Source organism: Nocardia flavorosea, from assembly GCF_015477805.1.
GTDB classification, from domain to species: Bacteria; Actinomycetota; Actinomycetes; order Mycobacteriales; family Mycobacteriaceae; genus Nocardia; species Nocardia flavorosea_A.
The window spans coordinates 954298-977969 of record NZ_JADLQL010000002.1; the positions used below are offsets into that span (position 1 = coordinate 954298).

Below are 23672 nucleotides of genomic sequence, written 5' to 3' on the forward strand. Positions count from 1 at the left end.
TACTTACCTCCGGCTCCTGCTACACGAAACTGGCCGTCGGTCAGCCTAGTGGAGGATGTGCATGTACCACCGAGCACTGAACCGCACGCCAATTCTTCGATGTCGGCGCACCCCACACATCGACAGCAGCCGACCCTCCCGCTCGGCTCAGAATTCCGGTTCAGAGGGCCCCTCGTGCACATTGACCTGCTGGAGCTCGACCGACAAGCGAGAAGCGGTCACGAACTCCGAATCGTCGTGCACGACTACCAGTCCGTGATGGGCTGCCGTGGCGCACACCTGCAGGTCTACCGCGGAAAGGCACTGATGCTGCCCGCGTTCGGCGGCTCGGTATTGCAGCGTGGAAATCCACTGACCGGCCGACTTCGGCACCGTGACCTCTGGGTACAACTCAGCGTACATCCGGCAATAGGTGGAGTACTCCGCCAAGTTACGTGCAGAGCGGAGGAATTCGCCGCGCTGCGGATAACAAGAACGGAAAGCGCCTGCCTCGGCCACCGGCAGCCACTGCTCGACCATCTTCGGGTCTCGGAGAAATCGCCATATCGCGGACGAATCGACAAGGTATTTCGTCACTGGTACGCACGCTTATCCGCTGCATGCGCCGCCTCGGCACCCTCGATGTCCCAGTCCTTCGCCAGCTCGAAATAATGTTCGAAAGCGGCGGCACGGGAACGACGCTGGTTGTACTCGCGCAGCGCTTCCGCGACTGCGGCTGTTTTCGTCTTGTGTCCGCCCAGCCGTTTCGCGGTCTCCAGCTCATTGTCATCGATATCGATGTGGGTTAGGGACACAACGGCCTCCTGTACATAAACAGCCTGGGTGGAACCTGACTTATGTACATTCTAGCGAAGGTCCCCGACCCCACCGAATCGATTATCAGTACACGCGCAGCATGCCCGGATCCCACAAGCCGCTGCGGGTGGCGGTGCCGGTCTGCAGTTGAGCGGGGACCGCGTCGTAGTACTGGTCGTAGCGTTCCAGCGTGCCCCAGTCGCGACCCCAGTCGTGGTTCAGATAGGTCGGGATGGTGGTCGATTTCGCCAGCATCTGCGAGAACCCGAGCGGGCCGCCGAACTCCTGGGCCTGCCAGGTGTCGGTGGAGCTCACCGCCAGCGGGCGATCGGGCAGGATGCGGAACTTCGGCACCTCGGCGACCCCGTTCTCGTGCCGGAACGGACGCTGGCACGGGAACTGCAGCCCGACCGCCCAGTCGAGCAGGATCGGCTGCTCGGAACCCAGGTAGTCGTTCGCGCTCTGCAACGTCGGCACCCGCGGCGGGGTGAAGGCCAGCCACTGATCGCCGATGAGGATCGGATCATTGGCCACAATGCGCACCGCGTCGGCTTCGGGCGCGAGCTCGTCCAGCGGGACCCGCAGGTTGCGCCAGGACGGGGACGGGCCGATATCGCGCGGCACATAGGTCCCGATATAGCTGACCGAACCGTCCGGCTGCCGTTTCCCGTAATCCACGGTGAGCGACTGGCCGTACTGCATGACGCCGCTGTCGTCATAGGACAGGATGCGTCCGGCCGCGGTGATCACCAGCAGCGGCTGGTCCGGCGAGCGTTGCGGCAGTTCGTACCAGCTGGAGGTCACCAGCGCGGGCTGCTGCACACCTTCCTGGTAGCTGCCGAGGACCGGCGTGGTGGCCGGGTCCAGCCCGAACGGCAGGGCCGCGGTGGAGCCGTTCACGCCGAGCGCGCCCTGGCCACCGCCGGTACCGGCGTTCTGGCCCTCTGCGAACGAGGCGCCCACCGACTGATTGGAGGTGTTGCCGGTGCCCGGTTTCACCTCGACCGCGTCGGCGGACAGATCGTCGGGGATGCCGTTCGGGTCGAAACCGACCGGGTCCACACCGGCCAGCGGGTCGGCGGGATTGGTGGGCGGATTCGCCGGATCGATGATCGGGTTCAACCGGCCGGCGTTGGCATTCACTTCGACCAGCACATCGTTGGCCAGCCCGCAGGATTCACCGGTGAGCGCGTCGATATTGCCGCGCGCCAGCGAATAGCCCGGGTACTGCGCGTACGCGCCCTTCGCCAGGGAGAGCACCTCGAACAGCACCATCGCCGCGGCCACCAGGGTCAGCGGTATGGCGGCGAATTTCCGGATCCGCCGGCCGCGCACCGTCCGGGTGGAATCCGGCGGTTTGGCATACCCTTCCCGCAGTACGTGCCAGCCCACCAGCAACAGCGACAGCCCGAACAGCACCAGCATCACGGTGTTGGACGAGATACCGAACAGCGAGATCCGTTTGTCGAACCACGGGACCCCGTAACTGGAGACGTACCAGTAGCCGTTGATCCCGGAGAACGCGAGCGCCAAGGTGAACATCAGCCCGGCCAGAAAGATCGCCCGGTTCTTGCGCGCGCGCAACGCCGACGCCGACACCGCGACCGCCGTCACCGCTGCCAGCGAACCCGCGATACCGGCGTAGGCGCCGAAGTGGTGGGTCCACTTGGTCGGGAGGAACATCATGAAGAAGATCGTTCCGATGACCACGCCCATCAACCGCCAGGTCGGGCCGGCGGCGATACCGGGCACCCGGCGGCGGCGCAGCAGCACCAGCATGGTGGTGAACAGGCACAGCAGCATGACCAGGAACGCGAAGCGGCGCGCCAGCGACCCGTCGACGGTTTCGACGAACAGGTAGTAGTAACGCAGATAGTCCTCGTACCAGGCGAGGTTCGGCCCGGCCAGCTGCCGGACCCGGTTCGCCTCCCGAATCCCGGCGAAGGTCTGATCGCCGTAGACCACCGTGAGCACCAGGAAGCCGGCCGCCGCCAGCGGAGCCAGCAGTGCCACGGTGCCGTGTTCGCGATGCCGTTTCACGATGATGCGGGTGATCGGCCGGATACCGGCCAGCAGCGCGGCCACGCACATGAGGCCGGTCGGGGCCGCGGCCAGCGTGAACGCCGCGACCACTACCGCGACAGCGGCGGGCAGCAGGCGCGCGGTCGCGATGGCCCGTTCGATCGAAACCCAGGTGAGCAGCGCGCCCAGCGCGACGATCGGCTCCGAACGCAGACCGTTGTCGAACGGCAGCCAGAACGCCAGGAACACCAGGCCGCCGGTCCACAACGGGACACTGCCGAACCAGGCCCGGGCCCGGGCTCCCCGCAGACCGTTGCCCAGCCGCGGTACCACCTCACGGCTGATCACCATCCAGGACAGGATCCCGCAGGCCAGGGCGGGCAGCCGGACCCACGGGCTGGCCGTGGAGACCTCGGCGAACAGCTGGATCACGTAGTAGTACCAGCCGAACGGCGCCTCCGGGACCCCGTACCAGCGGAAGTAGTTCGCCATATAGCCGGCGTCCGGCGCCACCCGGACCATGCTCAGGATGTAACCGTCGTCGGAGGTGTTGGCACCGAGGAAATGCCAGACCAGCAGGGTGCCGATCACCCCGCCGTCGGCGATGGTCGGCTCGAGCCAGTTCGCGGGCAGGAACCGCCGGTGCCCGCGGCCGTCGCTGGTGTCCAGCCGGGCCAGTGCCACCAGCGAGAGCAGGGTGCACAGCACCGCCGCGATCATGGCGGCGAGTTTGATCCAGGTGGGGCTGGAGCTGAACCGGGTGTCGATGGTCGACTCGAGAGACATCCCGGCCGGGACGCCACCGGTCATATCGGTGAAGATGCCCACCATCTGCGGACGCAGATCACCGACCAGCTGCCCCGCATTGGGGGCGCCGGTCTCGGTGACCAGCCCTTCGAACGCCGCCGTGGTGCGCTCGTTGTCGGAGCTGATGGTGATGGCCGAACAGTTCGCCATCTCCGTCCGGTCGGCGGTGGCCACCACCGCATTGCGGTCCACCACATCGACCGATGTATCGGAGACCCGCACGAACAGCGCTTCCAGCGCCGCCCGGTCGCCCTGCGGCGGCGCGGTGGCCAGCAGCATGCCGCCCTCGGGCGGCAGCTGGTTCACGGCCGAACACGGAATGGTCGCGGTGAGATCGAGCGGCACCTGCGACATCAGTGGGGCCTGCACATTGGCCAGGCTGTTGTCCTGCGGCCAGGTCAGCGTCGCCGTGGTCTGGGTGATCGGCAGGAACGGGGTGGCGATCGCGAAGAGCGCACCGAGTACACCGGTGACGATCGCGACGAGACGCGCGACCCGGAAATCCTTCGGCGTAACCCTCGGCCCCGGTTCCGGTGGCGTCTTCGTCAGTACTGCGGTGGCGACTTCTGGCACGCTGGCATGCTACTTGGGCGCGCCGCGCCCGGCCCGCTGATACCCCGGCGCGTACCCGGCCGGAACGAAAACACTCCGGCGGACAGTGCATAAAAAGTAGTGGAACGGGGTAAAGAGGGGCGGCCGACACAATCGGCCCGGAAATGACCCCCTTATGCGCGGGGTATAGCGGCGGTAATGGAAAGGTAGGGGCATGACCAAGGTGAATCTCGAGACGAACTACGGAACCATCGGCCTCCAGCTGGACGAGGCGAAGGCGCCGGACACCGTCCGTAACTTCGTCGAATACGTCGAGTCCGGACACTACAACGGCACGATCTTCCATCGCGTGATCCCGGGCTTCATGGTTCAGGGCGGCGGTTTCGACGGTCAGATGCAGCAGAAATCGACCAAGGCGCCCATCCAGAACGAGGCCGCGAACGGCCTGAAGAACGATAAGTACACGGTCGCGATGGCGCGCACCAACGACCCGCATTCGGCGACGGCGCAGTTCTTCATCAATGTCGCCGACAACGATTTCCTCAACCACACCCAGCCGGCGGGCCAGGGCTGGGGTTACGCCGTCTTCGGCGCCGTCACCGACGGCACCGATGTCGTCGACGAAATCGCGAAGGTGTCGACCTCGTCGCAGGGTATGCACCAGGATGTGCCGACGGAGAACGTGGTGATCAAATCCGCGTCCATCGTCGGCTGAACTCGGTTTCGCGCAACGGTTCGGGTCGCGCCGGCGTAGTCACCCGGCGCGCCCCGGACCGTAGCCCGTCACAGCGGCAGCAGATGGTGTTTGCGCGGGTTGCGGATCACCGTCTTGTCGCGCAGTAGTTGTAGCGCACGGCGCAGTTCCAGCCGGGTCTGCGCCGGCTCGATCACCGCGTCGATGAAACCGCGTTCGGCCGCCACCCACGGCGTGGCCACGGTGGCGTTGTAGAAATCGACCAACTGCTGGCGGACGGCCGCCTTCTGGTCCTCCGGCGCGGCGGCGATCTGGCTCGCGCCGATCAGGCTCACCGCGCTCTCCGCGCCCATCACCGCGATACGAGCGGTGGGCCAGGCGAGATTCACATCGGCACCGCACTGTTTGGACCCCATCACGGCGTACCCACCGCCGTAGGCTTTACGGATCACCACGGTCACCTTGGGCACGGTGGCCTCCACGAACGCGAACAGGAACCGGCCACCGCGTTTGATGACGCCGATCTTCTCCTGTTCCACCCCCGGCATGAATCCGGGAGTATCGACCACGAGTACCAGCGGAAGCTCATAGGCATCGCACAACCGGATGAAGTGCGAGGCCTTGTCCGAGGCACGGGCGTCGAGGGCCCCCGCATACACCATCGGCTGGTTGGCGACCACGCCCACGCTGCGACCGTCCACCCGGGCGAAACCGGTGATGATGTTCTTCCCGGCTTCCGCACCGTATTCGTGGAAGGCGCCGTCGTCGAAGATGCGCAGCAGGATGTCGTGCATGTCGTAGCCGGCGTTGTCGGAGTCCGGGACGATCGAGTTCAGTTCCCGGTCGCTGTCGGTGACCTCGGGTTCCAGCCCCGGATTGACGACCGGCGGGAGCTCCTGGCAGCTGGTGGGCATATACGACAGGTATTCGCGCACCCAGGCGAACGCCTCGGTCTCGTCCTTGGCGATGTGGTGGATATTGCCGTACTGGGCCTGCGCATGCGCGCCGCCCAGTTCCTCCAGGCTCACATCCTCACCGGTGACCTCCCGGATCACCTTGGGACCGGTGACGAACATATGCGCGGATTCCACCGCCACCACGACATCGGTGTTGATCGGCGAATACACCGCACCGCCGGCACAGTTGCCGAGAATCATCGAAATCGTGGGCACCATCCCCGACAGCGGTTCCTGCCGGGTGCTCAACTCGGCGTACCAGGCCAGTGAGGACACGGCCTCCTGAACCCGGGCGCCACCGGAATCGTTGATCCCGATCATCGGGCAGCCGACCTTGGCGGCGTACTCCATGATCGCCGCGACCTTACGGCCGAACATCTCCCCCACCGACCCGCCGTAGACGGTCTGATCGTGTGAGAACACCGCCACCGGGCGGCCGTCGACCAGCCCGTGCCCGGTCACCACACCGTCCCCGTACAGCGCGGCCGGGTCGCCGGGCCGGCGCACCAGCGCACCGATCTCGGTGAAACTACCCGGGTCGAGCAGCATATTGATCCGGTCGCGAGCGCTCGGAATCCCCTTCCGCGCCCGCTTCGCCACGCCCGCTCCGCCCGCCGGTTCCTGGGCGAGCTCCAAACGCTTCCGCAGGTCGGCGAGTTTTTCGGCGGTAGTGCTCACTTGCTCCCTTTCACACCCGATGAGTCGATCCGGGCGAGTTTAGCGGTGAGGTCCGCGCCGATTTTCCCGATCCTCGGCTCATCGATGATCTGCAGGTGGTCGCCGGGGATGTGGACGACCTCCAGGTTGGGCACGTACTCGTCCCAGCCGCCGTTCGGCTGACGTTCGGCGAAACGAGGTTCGAGCTCGATCATGCCGTCGTGGTACCGGTCGGCGAGATAGAGCACGACATCGCCTTCGTAGTGGCTGGGTTCTACCTGCTGCAACGCCTGGTTTTCGATCCAGGAGGTGCGCTGGTGTTCGATCACACCGCCGGGGATCTTCGCCCCGGTCATCTTGATCAGGCTGGATACCATTTCGAACTGTTCTTCGGGTGTGGCATCGGCCAGCTCACGCAACTGCTCGGGATCCAGTTCGCCCTGCACCCCGTAGGTCTTCTGCGCGAACGCCTGGTAGCGCTCCATCCGGCGCAGGCTTTCCTCGGAGCTGTTGTCCTGCGGTCGGCTCGGAATGGCGAGATCGATCAGGCCCACAACTCGCACATCGGCGCCCTCGGCACGCAGTACCTGCGCGACCGCCATGGCGAGAACCGCACCGAGCGACCAGCCGTACAGCACGTACGGACCTTCGCCCTGCAGTTTCCGCAATTCCGGAATGTAGTGCCGGGCCCGCTCTTCGATCGAACCTTCGACCCGTTCGAAGCCATACATCGGAGTCTCGGCGGGCAAACGCTTCAACAGCGGCTCGTACACGAGGGTGTTGCCGCCGGAGGGATGGAACACGAACACCGGAACGGCCTGGGACCCCTCGGGCCGCGCCCGCAGCGGCCGGACGAACCCGTCCACATCGGCACCACTGTCCTGCAGTGTGCGCACGATATCGGCAAGCTGTTCGATGGTTTCGCAGTCGAGCACATCGTCGACGGTGATCTCCGCGCCGACCCGCTCACTGAGCCGCTCCGCCAGTTTCTCGGCGGTGTCCTCGTCGAGAATCGGCAGGGTATTGAAAATCCCGCCTGCCGATTCGCCGGTGATCGTCGCCCAGGACGCGTAGGTCAGGCGTTCCGCAGCGTCACGTGGCGGAACGTTCTCCTCGTCCGCGGAACCGGCCGCCCCACCACCGAATACCGCAGTACCCGCGGCCGGAGCCGGTTTCGCCGCCGGCTGGGGCGCTACCGCAGGCTGGGTCGCACTGCGCCCGGACTCCGTTTCTGTGGCGGCACCACCGGATTTCGAACCGTTCGCGGCTGCACCGGAATCCGCGTTCGGGGCGGCACCACCAGAATTCGAGTCTTTCGCGGCTGCACCGGAGTCCGTCGTTTCGACAGCGGCGCTCGTGCGCGAATCGGTTGCGGCAGTCGCCGGTTCCGTACTCGCGGCCGAACTATCCGGTGCCGGATCGGACGTGGTTGTGTCGTGCGCCGATTCGGTTGCTTCGGTTTCTGATCGAGTTGCTTCGGCAGTGCCGGCGGCCGCCGATTCGGTTACGGTGGTTCCCTTACCGCCCGACGCCTGGTTCAAGGCCGCGACGGGATCCTGCCCCGATTCCATGGCCGCCTTGGCCGCCTCGACGAAGTTGTCGTCCACATTGAGCGCTCCGGATTCCCCGGCGGCCTGCTTCTCCGCCATCTCCCGCACCTCATCGCGATGCTCGATCGCGTAGCGCAGCACCTTCCCGACCTCGTGCAGGCTGGCATCGCGTACCGCCGAAACCTGGAGCTGCGGAATATCGAATTCGTATTCGACCCGGTTCTTGATCCGCATCGCCATCAGCGAATCGAGGCCGAGTTCCATGAGCGGGATCTCCATCGGCAGATCCTCGACCGCGTAACCCATGGATTCGGCGACGATGAGCGCCAGCCGTTCCTCCACGGTCTGGCCGCTGTCCGGGTTCCAGCGCTCGCCGAATCCGGCGGTGTCCACCGCGTCGAACACCTCGGGCTCGGTGGTGACCGCCGGTGTCACTGCCGCCGATTCGGCCGGAGCCGGGATCGCCTGGGCCGCACCCGAGGTGACCACCGCGTCGAACAGCAGCCGGAACTGTGCGCCTTCGCGGGCATGCACCTGCACCGAAGCACCGCCCGGGTGCGGGGTGAGGGTGGTGGTCAGCGTGCCGGTCGCGGGGAGTGGCGCATGGGCGATACTCGCGCCCGGGTTCACATCGGTCAGCACCTGCGCGGCCGCCGACTGCACCAGGGCCGCAAGCCCGTCCACGGCCGCGGCCTGCACTTCCCACACATGCCGGCCGTCCGGCAGCGCGACCGAGGCACCCGGCACCCGCGAACTGCCGCCGGTGGACAGTGGGGTCACCTTGGGCCAGTAGTGCTTGCGGACGAAGGCCGTGCGCGGGATATCGGCGTAGGGCCCGGCCGGGACCAACGACGCCAGATCCACAGAATGGCCGTGCACGTACAGCTGCGCCAGCGCCGTGATCACCGCCGCGGATTCGTCTTCTTTGCGCTTGAGCGTCGGGATGAGCTGGGCGTCGTGCAGACCGGCGGCGAAAGTGGTGCCGAGTACCTGCATGAGCGCCACCGAGTTCGGGGCCAGCTCCAGGAACGTCGTGATGCCGGCGTCGACCGCCCGTTTCACGGCATTGGTGAAGTACACGCTGTGGCGCATGTTCTTCACCCAGTAGTCCTCGGTGTGCACCGGGTCGTGCCCGGGCGCGTAGTACTGCTCCTTGTCGACCGTGGAGTACAGCCCGACCGTCGGTTTCGTCGGCTCGATCCCGGCCAGTTCGGCGGCGAGCTCCCCGAGCAGCGGATCCATCTGCGAGGTGTGACCGGCGCCCTTGGTCTGCAGGACGCGGGCGAACTTCCCGGCTTCCTCGACCTTGGCCACGATGGCCGCGACCTGGTCCACCGGGCCGCCGATTACGGTGTTGGTCGGCGCCGCGTACACCGCGACCTCGATATCGGGGTAGTCCGGCAGCATGGCGGCGACATCATCGGCGCTCAGTTCCACCAGCGCCATATTGCGGACATCGTCGTCGGTGAGCATCTGCTCGCCCTCGCGCATCAGGCGGGACCGCGCGCAGATCACCCGCACCGCGTCTTCCAGCGGCAGCCCGCCGCTGATATACGCACCGGCCACTTCGCCCTGGGAGTGGCCGACCACCGCGGTGGGTTCGGCGCCGTGTGCCCGCAGCAGCGCGGCGAGCCCGACCTGAATGGTGAACGTACCGACCTGCGAGGTGCCGATATCCCAGTCCTGGGCGTCGTCGAGCATCAGTTCGCGCACCGAATAACCGGCCTCGTCCTCGACGAGTTCGTCGACCTCGTCGACGGCGCGGCGGAAGATCGAATTCTCCCGGTAGAGCTGTTTACCCATCTTCCGGTGCTGAGCACCGAACCCGGCCATCACCCACATCGGCCCCTCGGCCGCGGGCGCGTCGGCGGTGAACACTCCGGCCCCCGGTTTACCCGCGGCGATCGCGCGCAGCCCGGCCACCGCCTCGGCGTGATCCTTCGCCAGCACGACCCCACGGGACCGCCAGTGGCTGCGCTTGGCCAGCGCACGCGCCACATCCGCCAGCGGAGTTCGCTGTCCCGCTTCGCTTTCCAGCCAGTCGGCCAGATCGGCGGCGGCGCGCCGACGGCGCGAGGGCAGATAAGCGGAAACGGCCAGGATCACCGGCAACGGCTCGACACGATCGGCCGACCATTCGGGTTCAGCGGCGCCGGCTTCGGTGCCGGATGCGGCTTCGGCCGCCGATACGGAGTTTGCCCCGGCAGCCGCGACCGCCTCGGCTTCGGCCACCACATCGGTGGTCTCCGCATCGAGTTCGGCGGTCTCCACCGAGCTGTCGACCGGCACGTCGGCCACGGCGACCGGAGCGAGATATTCCTGGAGCACCACGTGCGCGTTGGTTCCGCCGAAACCGAAACCGGAGATCCCCACGGTGGCGGTGCCGCTGTAGCGCGGGAACGGGGTCGGCTCGTCGACGACCTTCAATCGTGCCTGGTCGAACGGGATATACGGGTTCGGCCCGGCGTAGTTGATATTGGCGGGCACCACATCGTGCTGGAACGCGAGAATCACCTTGGCCAGGCTCGCGGCGCCCGCACCGGATTCCAGATGCCCGAAGTTCGTCTTGGCCGACCCCAGGAGCGCGGGCGTATCCGCGGCACGACCTGCGCCGACGACGGCGCCCAGCGCCTGCGCCTCGATCGGATCGCCGACCAGGGTGCCGGTACCGTGCGCTTCGATGTAGTCCACCGTGGCGGGCACGATGCCGGCGTCGCGATAGGCGCGGCGCAACACGTCGGCCTGGGCCTCGGGGTTCGGGGCGATGAGCCCATTGGAGCGGCCGTCGCTGTTGACGGCCGAACCCTTGACCACCGCGAGAATCTTGTCGCCGTCCCGTTCGGCATCGGCGAGCCGTTTGAGCACCACCAGACCCGCGCCCTCGGAGCGGACCATACCGTCCGCGTCGGACGAGAACGCCTTGATCCGGCCGTCCGCGGCGACCGCGCCGTTCTTGTCGAAACCGAGCGTGGTCATGGGGATGAGCAGCATGTTCACGCCGCCGGCCAATGCCACGTCGGCGTCGCCGGCGCGCAGCGCCTGCACGGCCTGGTGCACCGCGACCAGGGTGGAGGAGCATGCGGTGTCCACCGCGACCGACGGTCCGCGGAAATCATAGAAGTAGGACACGCGGTTGGCGATGATGCTGCTCGCGCTGCCCATGATCTTGTAAGCCTCGGCGGAAGCCGGGACATTCGGATCCGTCTCGCCGAGACTCATCGCCGCGATCAGCTGGAAATCGCTGGTCGAGGTCCCGATGTACACACCGACCGATTCGCCGCGCAGATCGCTGGCCGGGATACGCGCGTGCTCGAGCGCTTCCCACGTCAGCTCCATCATCAGCCGCTGCTGCGGGTCGATCCGCTCGACCTCGATCGGCGACATGGCGAAGAATTCGGCATCGAAATCGGTGACGACGTTCTGGTCCAGGTAACCACCGCGGGTGTTGCCCTCGGCGACGGCCTGCGCCACCTGCGGTTCACTCAGGAATTCCGCCCACCGTCCCTCGGGAAGATCGCGGATGGCATCGCCGCCGTTGATGAGGAATTCCCACGTCGATTCCGGGGTATCCCCGGCTCCCGGCAGCCGGGTGGACAGGCCGACGATCGCGATATCGTGCGCGTCACCTGGGGCGTAACCGGCGGTGTAGTACTGGTCGTCCAGAGCTTCGAGGGTGACCTCCGGCGGCCCGTTGACGATCACATCGGCCAGCGAGGCGATGGTCGGATGCTGGTAGACGACGGTGGCGTCGAGTACGACACCGGTGAGTTCCTCGATCTCGCCGCCGAGCGCCAGCGCATCCCGCGAGGCGAGCCCGAACTCTTCCATCGGCCGATCGACGGTGATCTTGTCCACGGTCTGACCGGTGGCCTCGGCCACCCAGCGCCGCAACCACTCTCGTAGTTCCGCCACCGACATCTCGGATTTCGCGGTGCCCGATTCGGCTGCGGCCTCCGCACTCGCCCCGGCGGCACCGCCCTCCTGCTCGGCGGGAAGGTTCTCGGTCTTATCCGGTGACGTGCCCTCGTTATCAGCCATCAGTCCTCAAGCTACCTGTCTGTGTGCGGTGCCTGGCAACAGCCTGCATCGCAGGGATGGGTGGACGGCAACCGCCGGCGCCGCGGTGGTCACGAGCCACCACCTCCGGCGCACGGCACGGGCCGCTCGGTTTCGTTCGGCCGACCACCTGCGCCGATGCAGGTGAACACCGTGCGGCGCTCGCTCGCCGCCCGGTGGGGTGCCGCCGCGTATCCGTGATCACGCTGCGTTACCTCCTCCGGCACTACGATCAGCCGCCTATCATCCCGGACGCTGCGTCACCGCGTCGACCGGGCTCATTCCTCAGGTGCATCGGGGAACGCCTGCTGCGTGTAACCACCGCGCAGCGTCCCTTCGATGTATGCCGCCTTGCAGGCACGCCGCGCGATCTTCCCGCTGGAGGTGCGCGGAATCGAACCGGCCGGAACCAGCAGCAGATCGCGTACCGTGACGCCGTGGCGCTGGGAGATCGCCGCCCGGACCGCGTCCGCGATGGGCAGCGGATCGGCCTTACCGGCGCCCGGACCGCGCTCGGCCACGACGACCAGCTGTTCGGAGGCGTCGTCGGCGTCGAACTTCAGGCCGGAATGGCTGCCCTGGGCGAAGACCTCGGCGGGCAGCTGATTGGCCGGAACCGAGAACGCCGCGACGAACCCGGGCCGCAGCGCGCTGCTGGCTTCCTGCGCGGAGTATTCGAGATCCTGCGGGTAGTGGTTGCGACCGTCCACGATCACCAGGTCCTTCACCCGGCCGGTGATGTAGAGCTCGCCGTCGAAGTACACGCCGTAATCGCCGGTTCGCATCCAGTTCGCGTCCGCGGCGGCACCCTCGGCGTGGCTGCCTTCGGGAAGTCGCTCGGTGATCTTGTTCCGGAACGTCGCGTCGGTCTCGGTCTCGCGTCCCCAGTACCCGATCCCCATATTGTTGCCGTGCAGCCAGATCTCGCCGACGTGCCCGTCGGGCTGCTCGCGCGGCGTACCGTCGACCGATTCGGGATCCACGATCACGGCCCACTGGGAGCGGGCGATATAACCGCAGCTCACCTGGGCGATCGCGTTCTCCGACCCCGGTTCGACCTTCACCATCCGGCCGGCGTTCAGCTCGGCGCGGTCGACATAGGTGACCTTGGCCTCGTCCTCGGCCTTGGTGGCCGAGACGAACAGGGTGGCCTCGGCCATGCCGTAGCACGGTTTGATGGCGGTCTTCGGCAGGCCGTACGGGGCGAACGCCTCGTTGAACTTCTTCATCGAGGACGTGGTGACCGGTTCGCTGCCGTTGATCAGGCCGATCACATTGGACAGGTCCAGCGATTCACCGTTCTTCGGCAGCCCGCGCACGGCGGCATGCTCGAAGGCGAAGTTCGGGGCCGCGGCGAAGGTACCCGCACCGTCGGACGCCGCGGCGAGCTCCTTGATCCAGCGGTACGGCCGCCGCACGAACGAGGCCGGCGACATGATGGTGATGAACTTGCCGCCCACGGCGGGCAGGATCACGGTCAGCAGGCCCATATCGTGGAACAGCGGCAGCCAGGTGACCCCGCGCGAATTCCAGTCCAGATTGATGGCGTCGACCATCTGCAGCAGGTTGGTTCCGACAGCGCGGTGGGTGATCTCCACACCGGCCGGAGTACGGGTGGAACCCGAGGTGTACTGCAGGTAAGCGATATCGTCCACCGCGATATCCGGGCGCACCCAGCTCTCCCCGACACTGTCGGGAATGGCGTCGACGGCGATGATGCGCGGGCGCTGCGCGGCGGGCAGCGAACGGAAGAACTGGCGCACCCCGGCCGCGGACGAGCTCGCGGTGAGGATCGCCGACGGTTCGCAGTCGCCGAGCACTGCGTGCAGCCGGTCGGTGTGGCCGGGCTCGTCGGGATCGAACAGCGGCACCGCGATCGCGCCCGCGTAGATCGCAGCGAAGAAGGAGATCACGTAGTCCAGCCCCTGCGGCGCGAGTACCGCGACCCGGTCACCGGGTTTGGTGACCTGCTGCAAGCGACCGGCCACCGCGCGCAGCCGGACCCCGAACTGTTGCCACGTCAGCTCGTGTACCTCACCATCGCGTTCGCGCGAATAGTCGATGTAGCGGTACGCCAAGGTGTTCGCGTCGTTGCGGGTGTGCTTCTCGACGTGGTCGACCAGGGTGCGATCATCGGGAATGGTGATGTTCCCGTTCTCGTCCAGGTAGTCGTCGAAAGTCTCGTCCATTCCTTCTCCTCCGAGGCGCACGCGGCAACGGCACGATAGCCGTTATTTACTGTGTGGCCCCGACTCGCTTTCGCCACGGTGTTCTCATCCGAGAACTTTCCCGCAGGTTCGGTGTGCGGTCTGCGCGGTGACCGCTATCGGCTAGATGTTCTCAAACCAGAGACATGTTACAGAGACATGAGCCTGTCACTCCTCCCGGAGCAAGGGAATCACCGGCGCGAAAGCGTCCATCTGGGTCGGGTAGATGCCGATATAGGACATGCCGGTGAGTTGGCGCACCCGGCGCATCTGCTCGGCGATCTCCTCGAACGTGCCGATGGCCACATATGGGGAGTTCAGGATGTCGGAGACAGTGAGCTTCACATCCACCTCGAGATCGGGAAGCTGCCCGCGGTCCAGGGCCGCGAGGGCCATTTCCGCCATCTTCTCCCGGTCGTCGGTGATGACGATCGCGGTAACCGCCCAGTTCAGCTCGATCCGGGAAAACCGCTCGCCGGCGGCTTCCTTGATCAGGTTCACCTTCTCGATGGTCTTCTCGAGGGTGATGCTGGACAGCAGACCCTGACCTTTCGGCGTGGTGACCGGGACCACCGAGATGATATCGGCGTGTTTGGCCGCCAGCTTCAGCATGCGCGGCCCACCGCCGCCGGTGCACAGCGGCGGACGCGGCCCCTGTCGCGGCCGGGGAGTCCCCTTGATGCCGCGCACCTGGTAGTACTTGCCCTCGAAGTTGCATTCCTGCCCACGCAGCAGCACATCGAGAATGGTGAGAGTCTCGTCGAGTTTGGCCAGCCGGATCCCCGGACGGTCGTAGTCCAGCCCGGCCGCGGCGAATTCGTCGGCCTTCCAGCCGGCCCCGATGCCCACCTCGAGCCGGCCCTTCGACAGCACATCGATCGTGGCGAGGTCCTTGGCCAGCACCACCGGGTGCCGGAAGCCGTTGGCCAGCACCGAGGTGCCGAGGCGGATCTTGTCGGTGGCCTGGGACAGCGCGCCGAGGGCGGCGATCGGACCGATCTGGTCACCGAGATGATCCGGCACCACGAAGGTGTCGTAGCCGTATTCCTCGGCCTGCTGCGCCGTCTGGATGAACTTGCGGGCGCCACCTTCCTGCTTGTTCCCCTCGCCCGCGGCGGCGAAGCGGAACTTTCGCAATGGAGTGCCCAGCGCGCTCAACTCATCCACCGGTGCGGCGGCTTCTGTCATGAACTCATGCTCCTGGATATCGGAAGTCCCTGCGAATCCCGGCCGGCGCAGGGCCGGGACGCGCGATCACCAGCGCACTTTACAGCGTGCTGCGGGGGAAGGAACACGCTGCGTACGGTGAATTGTCACAACACGCCGCCCATACTTCGCCCCGCCACCGTAATAGCGGCTCACCAGGGACAATTTGGCCTACTCGAGCCGATCGGCCCACGCAGGTGTCTGGGCCGCCATCCCGCCCATTCACGGCCGGCACCCGGCTGGGCGTATCACCCCGCATCGCGTGCCCGCGCGTGGTCGGACGCACACACCTGCCGGTGGCTGGACACGCACATCTGCCGGGATCAAGTCACAAATGCGGTGGTCGTGGGGCGTTTTCCACCAGACCGATAGCCCAGTTCGCCGCCCACTGGGTGGCGGTCGTGCCGTCGGGTTCCACCACGAAATTGTGATAGAGGCTGTGCACGGGGTTACCGATCGCCGCCGTCAGCGTGCCCAGACTGCCGAGAACATTGGCGGGACTGAGCGCATTACGGGGTGCATCACAGATCAGGTCACCGGGCGCGCAGATGGTGTACACCCGATCGGCGATCTCGCCGAAACCTCCCTCACGCGCGCCGGTCATCGTGATTCCGGGCACGCTCAGTCCGGCGAGTGCGACCTCCGCGCCGACCCCGGGCGGTGGGGTGCCCACCTGAATGGGCTGCCCGGGGCCCGGCTCGCCGGAACGGCGGCCGTCGGCGATCAGGGTCACCCCGAGCACGCGGTCGGCCGGCACGGGACCGTTGCCCTTGCCGATCTGCTCGGCGATATCCCCGGCGATCACCGCGCCCTGCGAGAACCCCGCGAGCACGTACGTGGTGAGCGGGCATTCCTCGTGACGCTGGGTCAGGAAATCGAATGTCCGCCGTGTGCCCTCGGTACGCGAGAGGTTGTAGGACGCCTGACCGTCCGGCGGGAATGCCACCGGATTGGAGAACTGGGCGACGTAGGGAACCGTGTACACGTCGACGCGTTGGGACGACGGGAACTGCTCCCGCACCGGATTGCTGATGTTCAACATCAGCGACGCCGGATTGGCCGACGGGTTGTAGGGGTCGTCGGTACTGCTGGACTCCCAGGTGCCCGGCACGGAAACCATCTGCACATCCGGGCAGCTCGCCGGCTGACTGGTCGGCTCCTCCGGACCCGGGCCCGGCCCGGGCCCCGGCGGCGGCTCGCGCAGGCATCCGGCCAGCAGGTACCAGAGCAGCACCACGATGACGAGCCCGGCCACGCCGAGCGCGAGCACCGTAAGACAACCCGCCGACCGCGACCGGCGGGCTCCGGAACGTCCCCTATTCACCGGCAACCACTAGCAGTAGTGCGCTTTCGCGGTATCGATGTAGATCTGTCCGGCCTGCTCGACCGGCATCTTCGCGGGATCGAACGCCGCATCGGCCCCGGCCATCGCGGTCACCCAGGTGAGCATGGCGGGATCCGGGGTTCCCTGCGCCACCTGACTGCACACATACGAGCCGATACTCAGCGCGGTATCCGGGACCGAAGGGGTGACACCTTGTTTCGCCAGCTCGTCGATATAGGTCTGCTCCTTGGGCCCGAGCTGCGCGGTCTCGGTTACCTGGGGCTCCACCGGCGCGGGGCGTTCCATCTCCTCCGGGGGTGCCTCCGGTGCGGCCGGCTCTTCCGGAGCCGGAGCCGGTGCCTCGGGCGCGGGGGCCTGTTCCTCCGGCGCGGGAGCCGGAGCCGGCGCCGAGCTCTCGGACGATGCGGCGGCCGGGGTCGACAGCGTCGGGGTGCTGGTCGCGGTCGATTCCTCGTCGCCGCAGCCGGCGAGCAGTCCGGCGGCCGCCACGGCCGCCACCACACCGAGCATCGTGCCTCGGGTCCGATACATACATTCCATCCTGTTTTCCGGCGCGCCGTTGCGCGCTGGTTCACGGCGCCCGTGACGAGCGCCGCCGAACCACTGGTTTGACCGTCGGTTACGTCCAGGCCCGGCGAGCTACTCGCGGGCCGCGACCACCGAGGGTAGTACCACCCACCGGATGCTGCTGCGCTGTGCCCGACCACACACTGCACATCGGCTATTCGTACCAACACGACACCCTGCCGTTGCGGCCCGAACCGAACGCCCCGGCGGCACGCGATCCAGCGCGTCACTCCCGGAGTGCCGGCGATACCGCCGAGTCGTATGAGGCGCGGAGCGGCCCGGCCCCTCCGCGGGACCGAATCCCGCACCGGCACACCGGGCCATCAGCGCACTTCGGCCCGATTGTCCCGGACAGTGATGACGCCGTGCTGGAAGTTCTGCTGTACCCCGCCCGGAATGGCGAATTCGTCGCTGATCGGGAACCCCAGGCGCCCGTTCTCGAATCCGGCATCGCGCCAGGCGTCCATGATCGGACCGTTGTGGACCGCCCAGGCGCCCGAGAGCGGGCTCCAGTAGATATTGCCGCCCTCGAACCGGCTGTACCGGCCGAAATCCTTCAGCGGGAGTTCGCCGGCCACCGGGAAACCGAGCCGGCTGTTCTCGAAACCCAGTGCGGCGTACTTGCCGAGGATGAGGCCCTCCACCCGGTGCGCCCCGGTGGCGGGGCTGAAGTAGAACGGGCCCCCCTCGAAAGGTTGCACGGCCCCATCGCGATGCGGTGTCGGTACTTCCGGCCCCACCGGGTATTTCGCCGGACCGCCCTCGTACCCCTGGCGACCCCATTCGGCCAGGATCGCCCCGCGCACCATCTGCGCGCCGGTTTCCGGTGTCCAGTACAGGGATCCGTGCTGGAACGGCTGATAGCGACCCCGGCCGTCCGGCAGCGGCGCTTCCGGGCCGACCGGCAGGCCGAGCGCACCGTGCGGGCCGGCCACGGCCTGGTATCCGCCGCCGATCCGGCCGACCACCGGATGCGCGCCCGCCTCGGGGCTGAAGAAGACCCGGCCGTGCAGGAAATCCTGGGCCACACCGCCCGGCACCCCGTACTCGCCGGTGAGACAGGTGCCGAGCCGGCCGTTGTCCGCTGCGGCGCCGATGGCGCCGCCCACGGCACATTCCGGTTTCGCGGCGGGTACACCGAGCGCGGCGGCGGCCTGCGGCCAGGACTGGCGCATTTCGAAGTCCCAGTACGGCCAGGTGTGGGTACCGGCGGAGCGGTAGTTGACGGTCGCGGGGATACGCAGTTCGTGCAGTTTCGCGACGAAATTCTGAGAGGTGATCAAAGACAGTGTCTCCAGCCCCATCCCGAACATATTGGGGGTGACTCCCGGGATCTCGGATCCTTCGTCGTGCTTCCCGGAAGCGCCGGTTCCGCTGGAAATGTAGAGGGATTTACCTTTCAGGCGGTCGGCGAGATACACCGGATCGTGTTCCTCCCACTGCGGGCTGCCGGGCGGACCCCACATCGCCGCGGCGTCGAATCCGCCGGCGTCGATCATGGCGAGCCGGATCGCCTGCGGCATACCCGTACTCGTGGTGGTGAGGAAACCGGAGTAGGAGGCGGCGAATTTCGTGAAATCGCTGTTGCGGGCGGACAGGAACATTGCCGCGGTGCCGCCCATGGAGAGTCCGGCGATTCCGCGGGTATCGGTGGCGCGCCATTGACTTTCCAGCAGCGGTGGAAGCTCCTCGGTGAGAAAGGTCTCCCACTTGTAGTTCTTGCCGTTGTTCGGTTCCAGCCAATCCGAATAGAAACTGGCCTGTCCGCCGACCGGCAGCACCACGGTGACGTTCTTGTCGGCGAAGAAATCGACCGCGCCTGTCTCCTTGATCCAGCCGCTGTCGTCGTCGGTGGCGCGCAGTCCGTCGAGCATGTAGAGAACGGGGAATTTCGCGTTCGGCCGGGTGTTCCAGTCCCGCGCCAGCAACAACTGCACCTGGATGGGTGCGCCCATGGCAGGTGAATTCACCCAGACGGCGACGTGCCGGTCGGAATGCCAGACGATAGTGCGGATCGTCGCGGGCGCGGCGGCCGCGGTGGGCTGGGCCGGCGCCGGGGCCTGGGCCGCGGCGAAGGGCAATATCAGCGCGGCCGCCAGAACGGCGAGCCCGCGCCGGGCGTGTGTACCGGATCGGCCGGTCGAACCCCCTCGTGCGCGTCTCTTCCCTGCCACACACTGTTTGTACCGCCGTCACCGGCGGATTCGCGGTAGACGCGCGGACAGCAAATCAGTTGATCACCGCCGTGGGCCGCAAACAGCAACGGCGCCACCTGCGTGTACTGCTCTGCAGGTGGCGCCGTTGCGCGATGCTATCGGTTCAGCGGCAACCGATCAGCGAGTTCTTCTTCTCACCAGCCGTTGGTGGAATCCAGGAACATCTTGCGGGAGGCGAAGAGCTGGCTCTCCCAGTACTTCCAGGAGTGGGTGCCGACGTTCGGGAAGTCGAAGTGGGCGGCGATGCCCAGCGACTTCAGCCGCGCCTGGAAGGCCCGGGTGTTCACCAGCGACAGCGCTTCCAGGGCCATGGCGTTACCGGTGTTGAACGCACCGACGGCGCCGACCGGCTTGTCGTGCGGGCCCGGCAGACCGCTGGCCGCCGAAATGTACATCGGCAGGCCGCGCAACTGCGGCGCGAAGACGAACGGGTCCATGCGCAGCCACTGCGGGCTCCACGGGGCGGCCATCGAGTCGACGTTGTAACGGCCCGCGTCCAGCATGGCGATCCGGATGGCTTCGCGCATACCCGGCGCCGAGATGTTCAGGTAGCCGGAGTAGGAGGCGGCCGACTTGAACTGGTCGCGGTGGTAGGCGGCCAGCGCCAGCGCGGCGCTACCACCCATCGACAGGCCGGCGATCGCGTTGTTGGTGCGGGAGACGCCGTGGCCTTCGAGGAAGGCGGGCAGTTCCTGGGTGAGGAAGGTTTCCCACTTGTAGGTGAACTTCTGGCCGTTGGTATTGCTCGGCGAGTACCAGTCGGTGTAGAAGCTGGACTGGCCGCCGACCGGCATGATCAGCGAGATGTTGTCGTTCGCGAACTGCTCGAGCGCATTGGTCTCGAAGGACCAGGCGTTGCGGTCTTCGCGGGCGCGCAGACCGTCGAGCAGGTAGAGCCCGGCATTACCGCCGCGGGCCGCCCACTGCACCTGGACCTTGATGGGGCCCATGCTGGAGGGAACCATCAGTTCCTCCAGGCCGGCCCGGTGCACCGGTGCCGCAGGTGAGGCCACGGCGGTCGGAGCCGCGATACCCGCAGCGACCGGTAGCGCGAATACCGCCGCACCGATTGCCAGAATCCGGTTACGCCAGCCGCGAGGTGCCCGTGACCGCCCCATTCTTCTCTTCGGGCCGGCTGCCCTGCCGAAACGCATGAATTCTGCTCTCTTTCTGCTGTTGTGGTGTTGTACGCCACCGCTGCGCGGACAACACCCCCGTTTCTCCTCGGCGGCGCCGGCGGCCGGTCCCGACCAACCATCGGCCGACAGCGCTACAACGATCTGGTCACAGATGCGCTCGCTGGACCTTATTCGACCTCATCGAGCCCAAGCAAGGCCGTGCTGTCGGATGGCCGAAATCCGCCGCGAGAACGTTGTGATCGCCCCGTGACGATACCTTGCCGAGGCGTTGATGTCTCGGTGGGCCGAGATATTCCCCCGTTATCGAAAACGGGCTCCGACCGGGCTTGTGTAACGGAATACGAACCATGGGCGAATTCACACCGACAGCAGTGTGCCCGCCACCGAGAAGTCCCGGTGGCGGGCACACTGCTGTGATCGAGGGCCCGTGCCGCGGACCCACGACCGCCGGTTATCCGATATTCGCCGACAAATCCGGAATCATCCGATGAACCTCGGCTTCCCAGTACGTCCACGAGTGGATACCCGCCGACGGGAACGAGTACGTGACATTGTTCGCACCCAGCGACATCATCCGCAGCTGGAACGACCGCGTGTTGGCGAGCGCGAGCGCCTCGAGCGCCATCCCGTTCACCGTATTGCCGTTGAAACCGTCGGCCGGTGCCGGCAACCCGCTACCAGCGGATATCCAGAGGCGAGTGTTGTGGTCGCGCAGCAGCGGCGCGAAGACGAACGGATCCATCCGCAGCCACTGCGGACCCCACGGCGGCGCCATCGAATCGACGTTGTATCCACCGGCATCGATCATCGCCAGCCGGATGGCCTCGCGCATACCCGGCGCGGAGATGTTCAGGTAACCGGAGTAGGAACCGGCGAAACTGAACTGGTCGGGGTGATAGGCGGCCAGGGTCAGCGCACCGCTGCCGCCCATCGACAATCCGAATACGCCGTTGCGGTACGGGTTGAACCCGAGCCGGTCGCGCAAGGCCCAGCGCAAATGCTGATTTATAAACGTTTCCCAGGCGTAGCGATAGCTTTTGCCGGGGCCCTCCGATATCACGTTGAGCGCGCCCGATCCCGAGGAAGAGCCGGTCGGCGGCACACCGAAGAAGGAACTCGGGGCATTCCAGTCGGCGTAGAAGCTGGACATCCCGCCGACCGGCATAACGACGTTGATATTCCAGTCGGTGAGCGCATCGGCGATATTGGTGTCGAACTCCCAGCCGCTGTGCGTCTCCGGGGCGCGCATACCGTCCAGCGCATAGACGACGCGGTTGGTATTGCCGTCCTTGGCCCGGAAGATACGCGATCTGATCGGCCCCATCTCCGGGGAATCGACCCAGAAATCGAACCCCGCCGGGTTGGGCGCCGCCTCGGCCCGAGGACCCGCATCGGACAACGCCACCGCGAGCGGGGCGAGCAGTGCCACGGTGATACCCAGTGCCCAACGACCGATCCACCGCCGGGATCGGACCGATCTGAGCCTTCGCGCACTTCGCATTCGACTAGACCTTTCGCCTGGACAGCCGGACAGCAAACCACGAGCTACGTTACCGGCCCCATATCGGATACATAGACCTCGGCACCCGCTGGATGCGGAAGCCGTTACCTGGATACATGTTCCTGGTGTATCAATCGACCAGATGCACGTTCATGTTGCCAGATAGTGTCTCAGGTCACACGCATACGCGTGACGCGGCCGCGATTTCGTTGCTGCCCACCCGATCGGAAGGGTCTGGCAACGATTCCGCAAAACGGGCGGTCCGAGACCGCACAGGGCAGGTATCAGCCGATATTCGCCGACAGGTCCGGGATCATCCGGTACACCTCGTCGGTCCAGTACCGCCAGTTGTGCACCCCGACGGCCGGGAAGTCGTAGGTGACATTGTTCGCGCCCAGCGACATCATGCGGGCCTGGAAAGCCCTGGTGTTCACCAGCGCCAGCGCTTCCAGCGTCATGGCGTTCACGGTGTTCACATCCAGCCCGTCCGCGGCCGCGGGCAGCCCGCTTCCGGCCGAAATCCAGAGCCTGGTGTTGTGGGCGCGCAACATCGGCGCGAAGACGAACGGGTCCATCCGCAGCCACTGCGGGCTCCACGGTGGCGCCATTGCGTCGATATTGAAACCACCGGCGTCCAGCATGGCGACCCGCAGGGCCTCGCGCATACCCGGGGCGGAAACGTTCAGATAGCCGGAATAGGAAGCTGCGTACCGGAACTGGTCCGGATGGTAGGCCGCGAGGGCGAGCGCCGCACTGCCACCCATGGACAGCCCGAACACACCGTTTCCGTTGGGGTTGAAGCCGAGCCGGTCGTGCAGCGCCCAGCGCAGATGGCGGGTCAGGAAGGTTTCCCATTTGTAGGTGTTCGACCGGCCCAGTCCGGCCGCGGACCCCGAGGCCAGTCCCGAGCCCGTATCCGCAGCCGACCCGGTGGCCTCGCCGGCGCTACCGGAACTGCCCAGGCCGAAGAAGTTGCTCGGCGCGTTCCAATCCGCGTAGAAACTGGAACGGCCGCCGACCGGCATGACCACATTGATATTCCACTTGGTCAGCTCACGGGCGACATCGGTATCGATCTCCCAGCCGCTGAGGTCGTCCCGGGCGCGCATACCGTCCAGCGCGTACACGACCCGGGCGGTGTTCCCGTCCGCGGCGCGGAAGATACGCGATTTGATCGGCCCCATCTCCGGGGATTCCACCCAGAAATCGAATCCGAACGCCGGGTCGTAACGCGCCGAGGCCGGAGCGTCCGGACCGGCGACCGACATCCCCACCGGCAGCAGAACCGCCAGGGAGAGCAGCGCCGCTCGTTTCAGCCGGCTACCCAGCCGCCGTGCCGGGTGGCCGGTCGTTCGACCGCGACCGATAACGCCTCGCATTGCTCCCGCCCTCCGTCGTGCGA

The 23672-nt window shown here is 66.7% G+C and carries 14 protein-coding genes; 1 reads left to right on the forward strand and 13 read right to left on the reverse strand.

Annotated elements, in window-relative coordinates; translation table 11 throughout:
- Window positions 1-147 precede the first annotated feature (147 nt).
- From IU448_RS13340 to IU448_RS13350, 3 genes are all read right to left on the reverse strand, one after another.
- Window positions 148-519 carry a VapC toxin family PIN domain ribonuclease gene (locus tag IU448_RS13340; RefSeq protein ID WP_228812675.1) on the reverse strand — a complete coding sequence of 124 codons (372 nt, stop codon included), beginning with the start codon at window positions 517-519 and terminating at the stop codon, window positions 148-150.
- Window positions 520-572: 53 nt separating this feature from the next.
- The gene (locus IU448_RS13345) at window positions 573-794 is read right to left on the reverse strand and encodes a type II toxin-antitoxin system VapB family antitoxin (RefSeq protein ID WP_195055832.1); all 222 of its coding nucleotides are present in this window, start codon (window positions 792-794) and stop codon (window positions 573-575) included.
- An 85-nt stretch (window positions 795-879) separates the two neighbouring features.
- Complete coding sequence (locus tag IU448_RS13350) at window positions 880-4197, reverse strand: arabinosyltransferase domain-containing protein (RefSeq protein ID WP_195055833.1); 3318 nt, start codon at window positions 4195-4197, stop codon at window positions 880-882.
- A gap of 193 nt (window positions 4198-4390) precedes the next feature.
- Here IU448_RS13350 and IU448_RS13355 point away from each other — a divergent pair, with 193 nt between their 5' ends.
- Window positions 4391-4891: a peptidylprolyl isomerase gene (locus IU448_RS13355; protein ID WP_195055834.1), complete on the forward strand. Its 501-nt coding sequence runs from the start codon at window positions 4391-4393 to the stop codon at window positions 4889-4891.
- A 68-nt stretch (window positions 4892-4959) separates the two neighbouring features.
- Here IU448_RS13355 and IU448_RS13360 read toward each other — a convergent pair whose 3' ends face one another.
- The 10 genes from IU448_RS13360 to IU448_RS13405 form a co-directional block, all read right to left on the reverse strand.
- On the reverse strand, window positions 4960-6504 hold the full coding sequence (locus IU448_RS13360; protein WP_195055835.1) for an acyl-CoA carboxylase subunit beta: 1545 nt from the start codon (window positions 6502-6504) through the stop codon (window positions 4960-4962).
- On the reverse strand, window positions 6501-12071 hold the full coding sequence (pks13, locus tag IU448_RS13365; protein ID WP_195055836.1) for a polyketide synthase Pks13: 5571 nt from the start codon (window positions 12069-12071) through the stop codon (window positions 6501-6503). The genes IU448_RS13360 and pks13 overlap by 4 nt, the downstream gene beginning before the upstream one ends.
- Window positions 12072-12367: 296 nt before the next feature.
- Window positions 12368-14278, reverse strand: coding sequence for a long-chain-fatty-acid--AMP ligase FadD32 (gene fadD32, locus IU448_RS13370; protein ID WP_195055837.1), 1911 nt, complete (start codon window positions 14276-14278; stop codon window positions 12368-12370).
- A 186-nt stretch (window positions 14279-14464) separates the two neighbouring features.
- Complete coding sequence (locus IU448_RS13375) at window positions 14465-15484, reverse strand: LLM class F420-dependent oxidoreductase (protein WP_195055838.1); 1020 nt, start codon at window positions 15482-15484, stop codon at window positions 14465-14467.
- Window positions 15485-15830: 346 nt separating this feature from the next.
- On the reverse strand, window positions 15831-16772 hold the full coding sequence (locus IU448_RS13380) for a cutinase family protein (RefSeq protein ID WP_324188587.1): 942 nt from the start codon (window positions 16770-16772) through the stop codon (window positions 15831-15833).
- 63 nt (window positions 16773-16835) lie between these two features.
- Window positions 16836-17378: a DUF732 domain-containing protein gene (locus tag IU448_RS13385; protein ID WP_195055840.1), complete on the reverse strand. Its 543-nt coding sequence runs from the start codon at window positions 17376-17378 to the stop codon at window positions 16836-16838.
- Window positions 17379-17737: 359 nt separating this feature from the next.
- Entirely contained in the window at window positions 17738-19588 is a 1851-nt protein-coding gene (locus IU448_RS13390) for an alpha/beta hydrolase-fold protein (protein ID WP_195055841.1), read from the reverse strand.
- A 176-nt stretch (window positions 19589-19764) separates the two neighbouring features.
- Window positions 19765-20784, reverse strand: coding sequence for an alpha/beta hydrolase (locus tag IU448_RS13395; RefSeq protein WP_195055842.1), 1020 nt, complete (start codon window positions 20782-20784; stop codon window positions 19765-19767).
- Window positions 20785-21220: 436 nt separating this feature from the next.
- On the reverse strand, window positions 21221-22270 hold the full coding sequence (locus tag IU448_RS13400; protein ID WP_195055843.1) for an alpha/beta hydrolase: 1050 nt from the start codon (window positions 22268-22270) through the stop codon (window positions 21221-21223).
- A 284-nt stretch (window positions 22271-22554) separates the two neighbouring features.
- On the reverse strand, window positions 22555-23649 hold the full coding sequence (locus IU448_RS13405; protein WP_195055844.1) for an alpha/beta hydrolase: 1095 nt from the start codon (window positions 23647-23649) through the stop codon (window positions 22555-22557).
- Window positions 23650-23672: the final 23 nt, after the last annotated feature.

Coding starts and splice junctions, on each gene's coding strand:
- IU448_RS13340 (WP_228812675.1), bottom strand. CDS start 519: ATGGTCGAGCAGTGGCTGCCGGTGGCCGAGGCAGGCGCTTTCCGTTCT.
- IU448_RS13355 (WP_195055834.1), top strand. CDS start 4,391: ATGACCAAGGTGAATCTCGAGACGAACTACGGAACCATCGGCCTCCAG.
- pks13 (WP_195055836.1), bottom strand. CDS start 12,071: ATGGCTGATAACGAGGGCACGTCACCGGATAAGACCGAGAACCTTCCC.
- fadD32 (WP_195055837.1), bottom strand. CDS start 14,278: ATGGACGAGACTTTCGACGACTACCTGGACGAGAACGGGAACATCACC.
- IU448_RS13375 (WP_195055838.1), bottom strand. CDS start 15,484: ATGACAGAAGCCGCCGCACCGGTGGATGAGTTGAGCGCGCTGGGCACT.
- IU448_RS13385 (WP_195055840.1), bottom strand. CDS start 17,378: ATGTATCGGACCCGAGGCACGATGCTCGGTGTGGTGGCGGCCGTGGCG.
- IU448_RS13395 (WP_195055842.1), bottom strand. CDS start 20,784: ATGCGTTTCGGCAGGGCAGCCGGCCCGAAGAGAAGAATGGGGCGGTCA.
- IU448_RS13400 (WP_195055843.1), bottom strand. CDS start 22,270: ATGCGAAGTGCGCGAAGGCTCAGATCGGTCCGATCCCGGCGGTGGATC.
- IU448_RS13405 (WP_195055844.1), bottom strand. CDS start 23,649: ATGCGAGGCGTTATCGGTCGCGGTCGAACGACCGGCCACCCGGCACGG.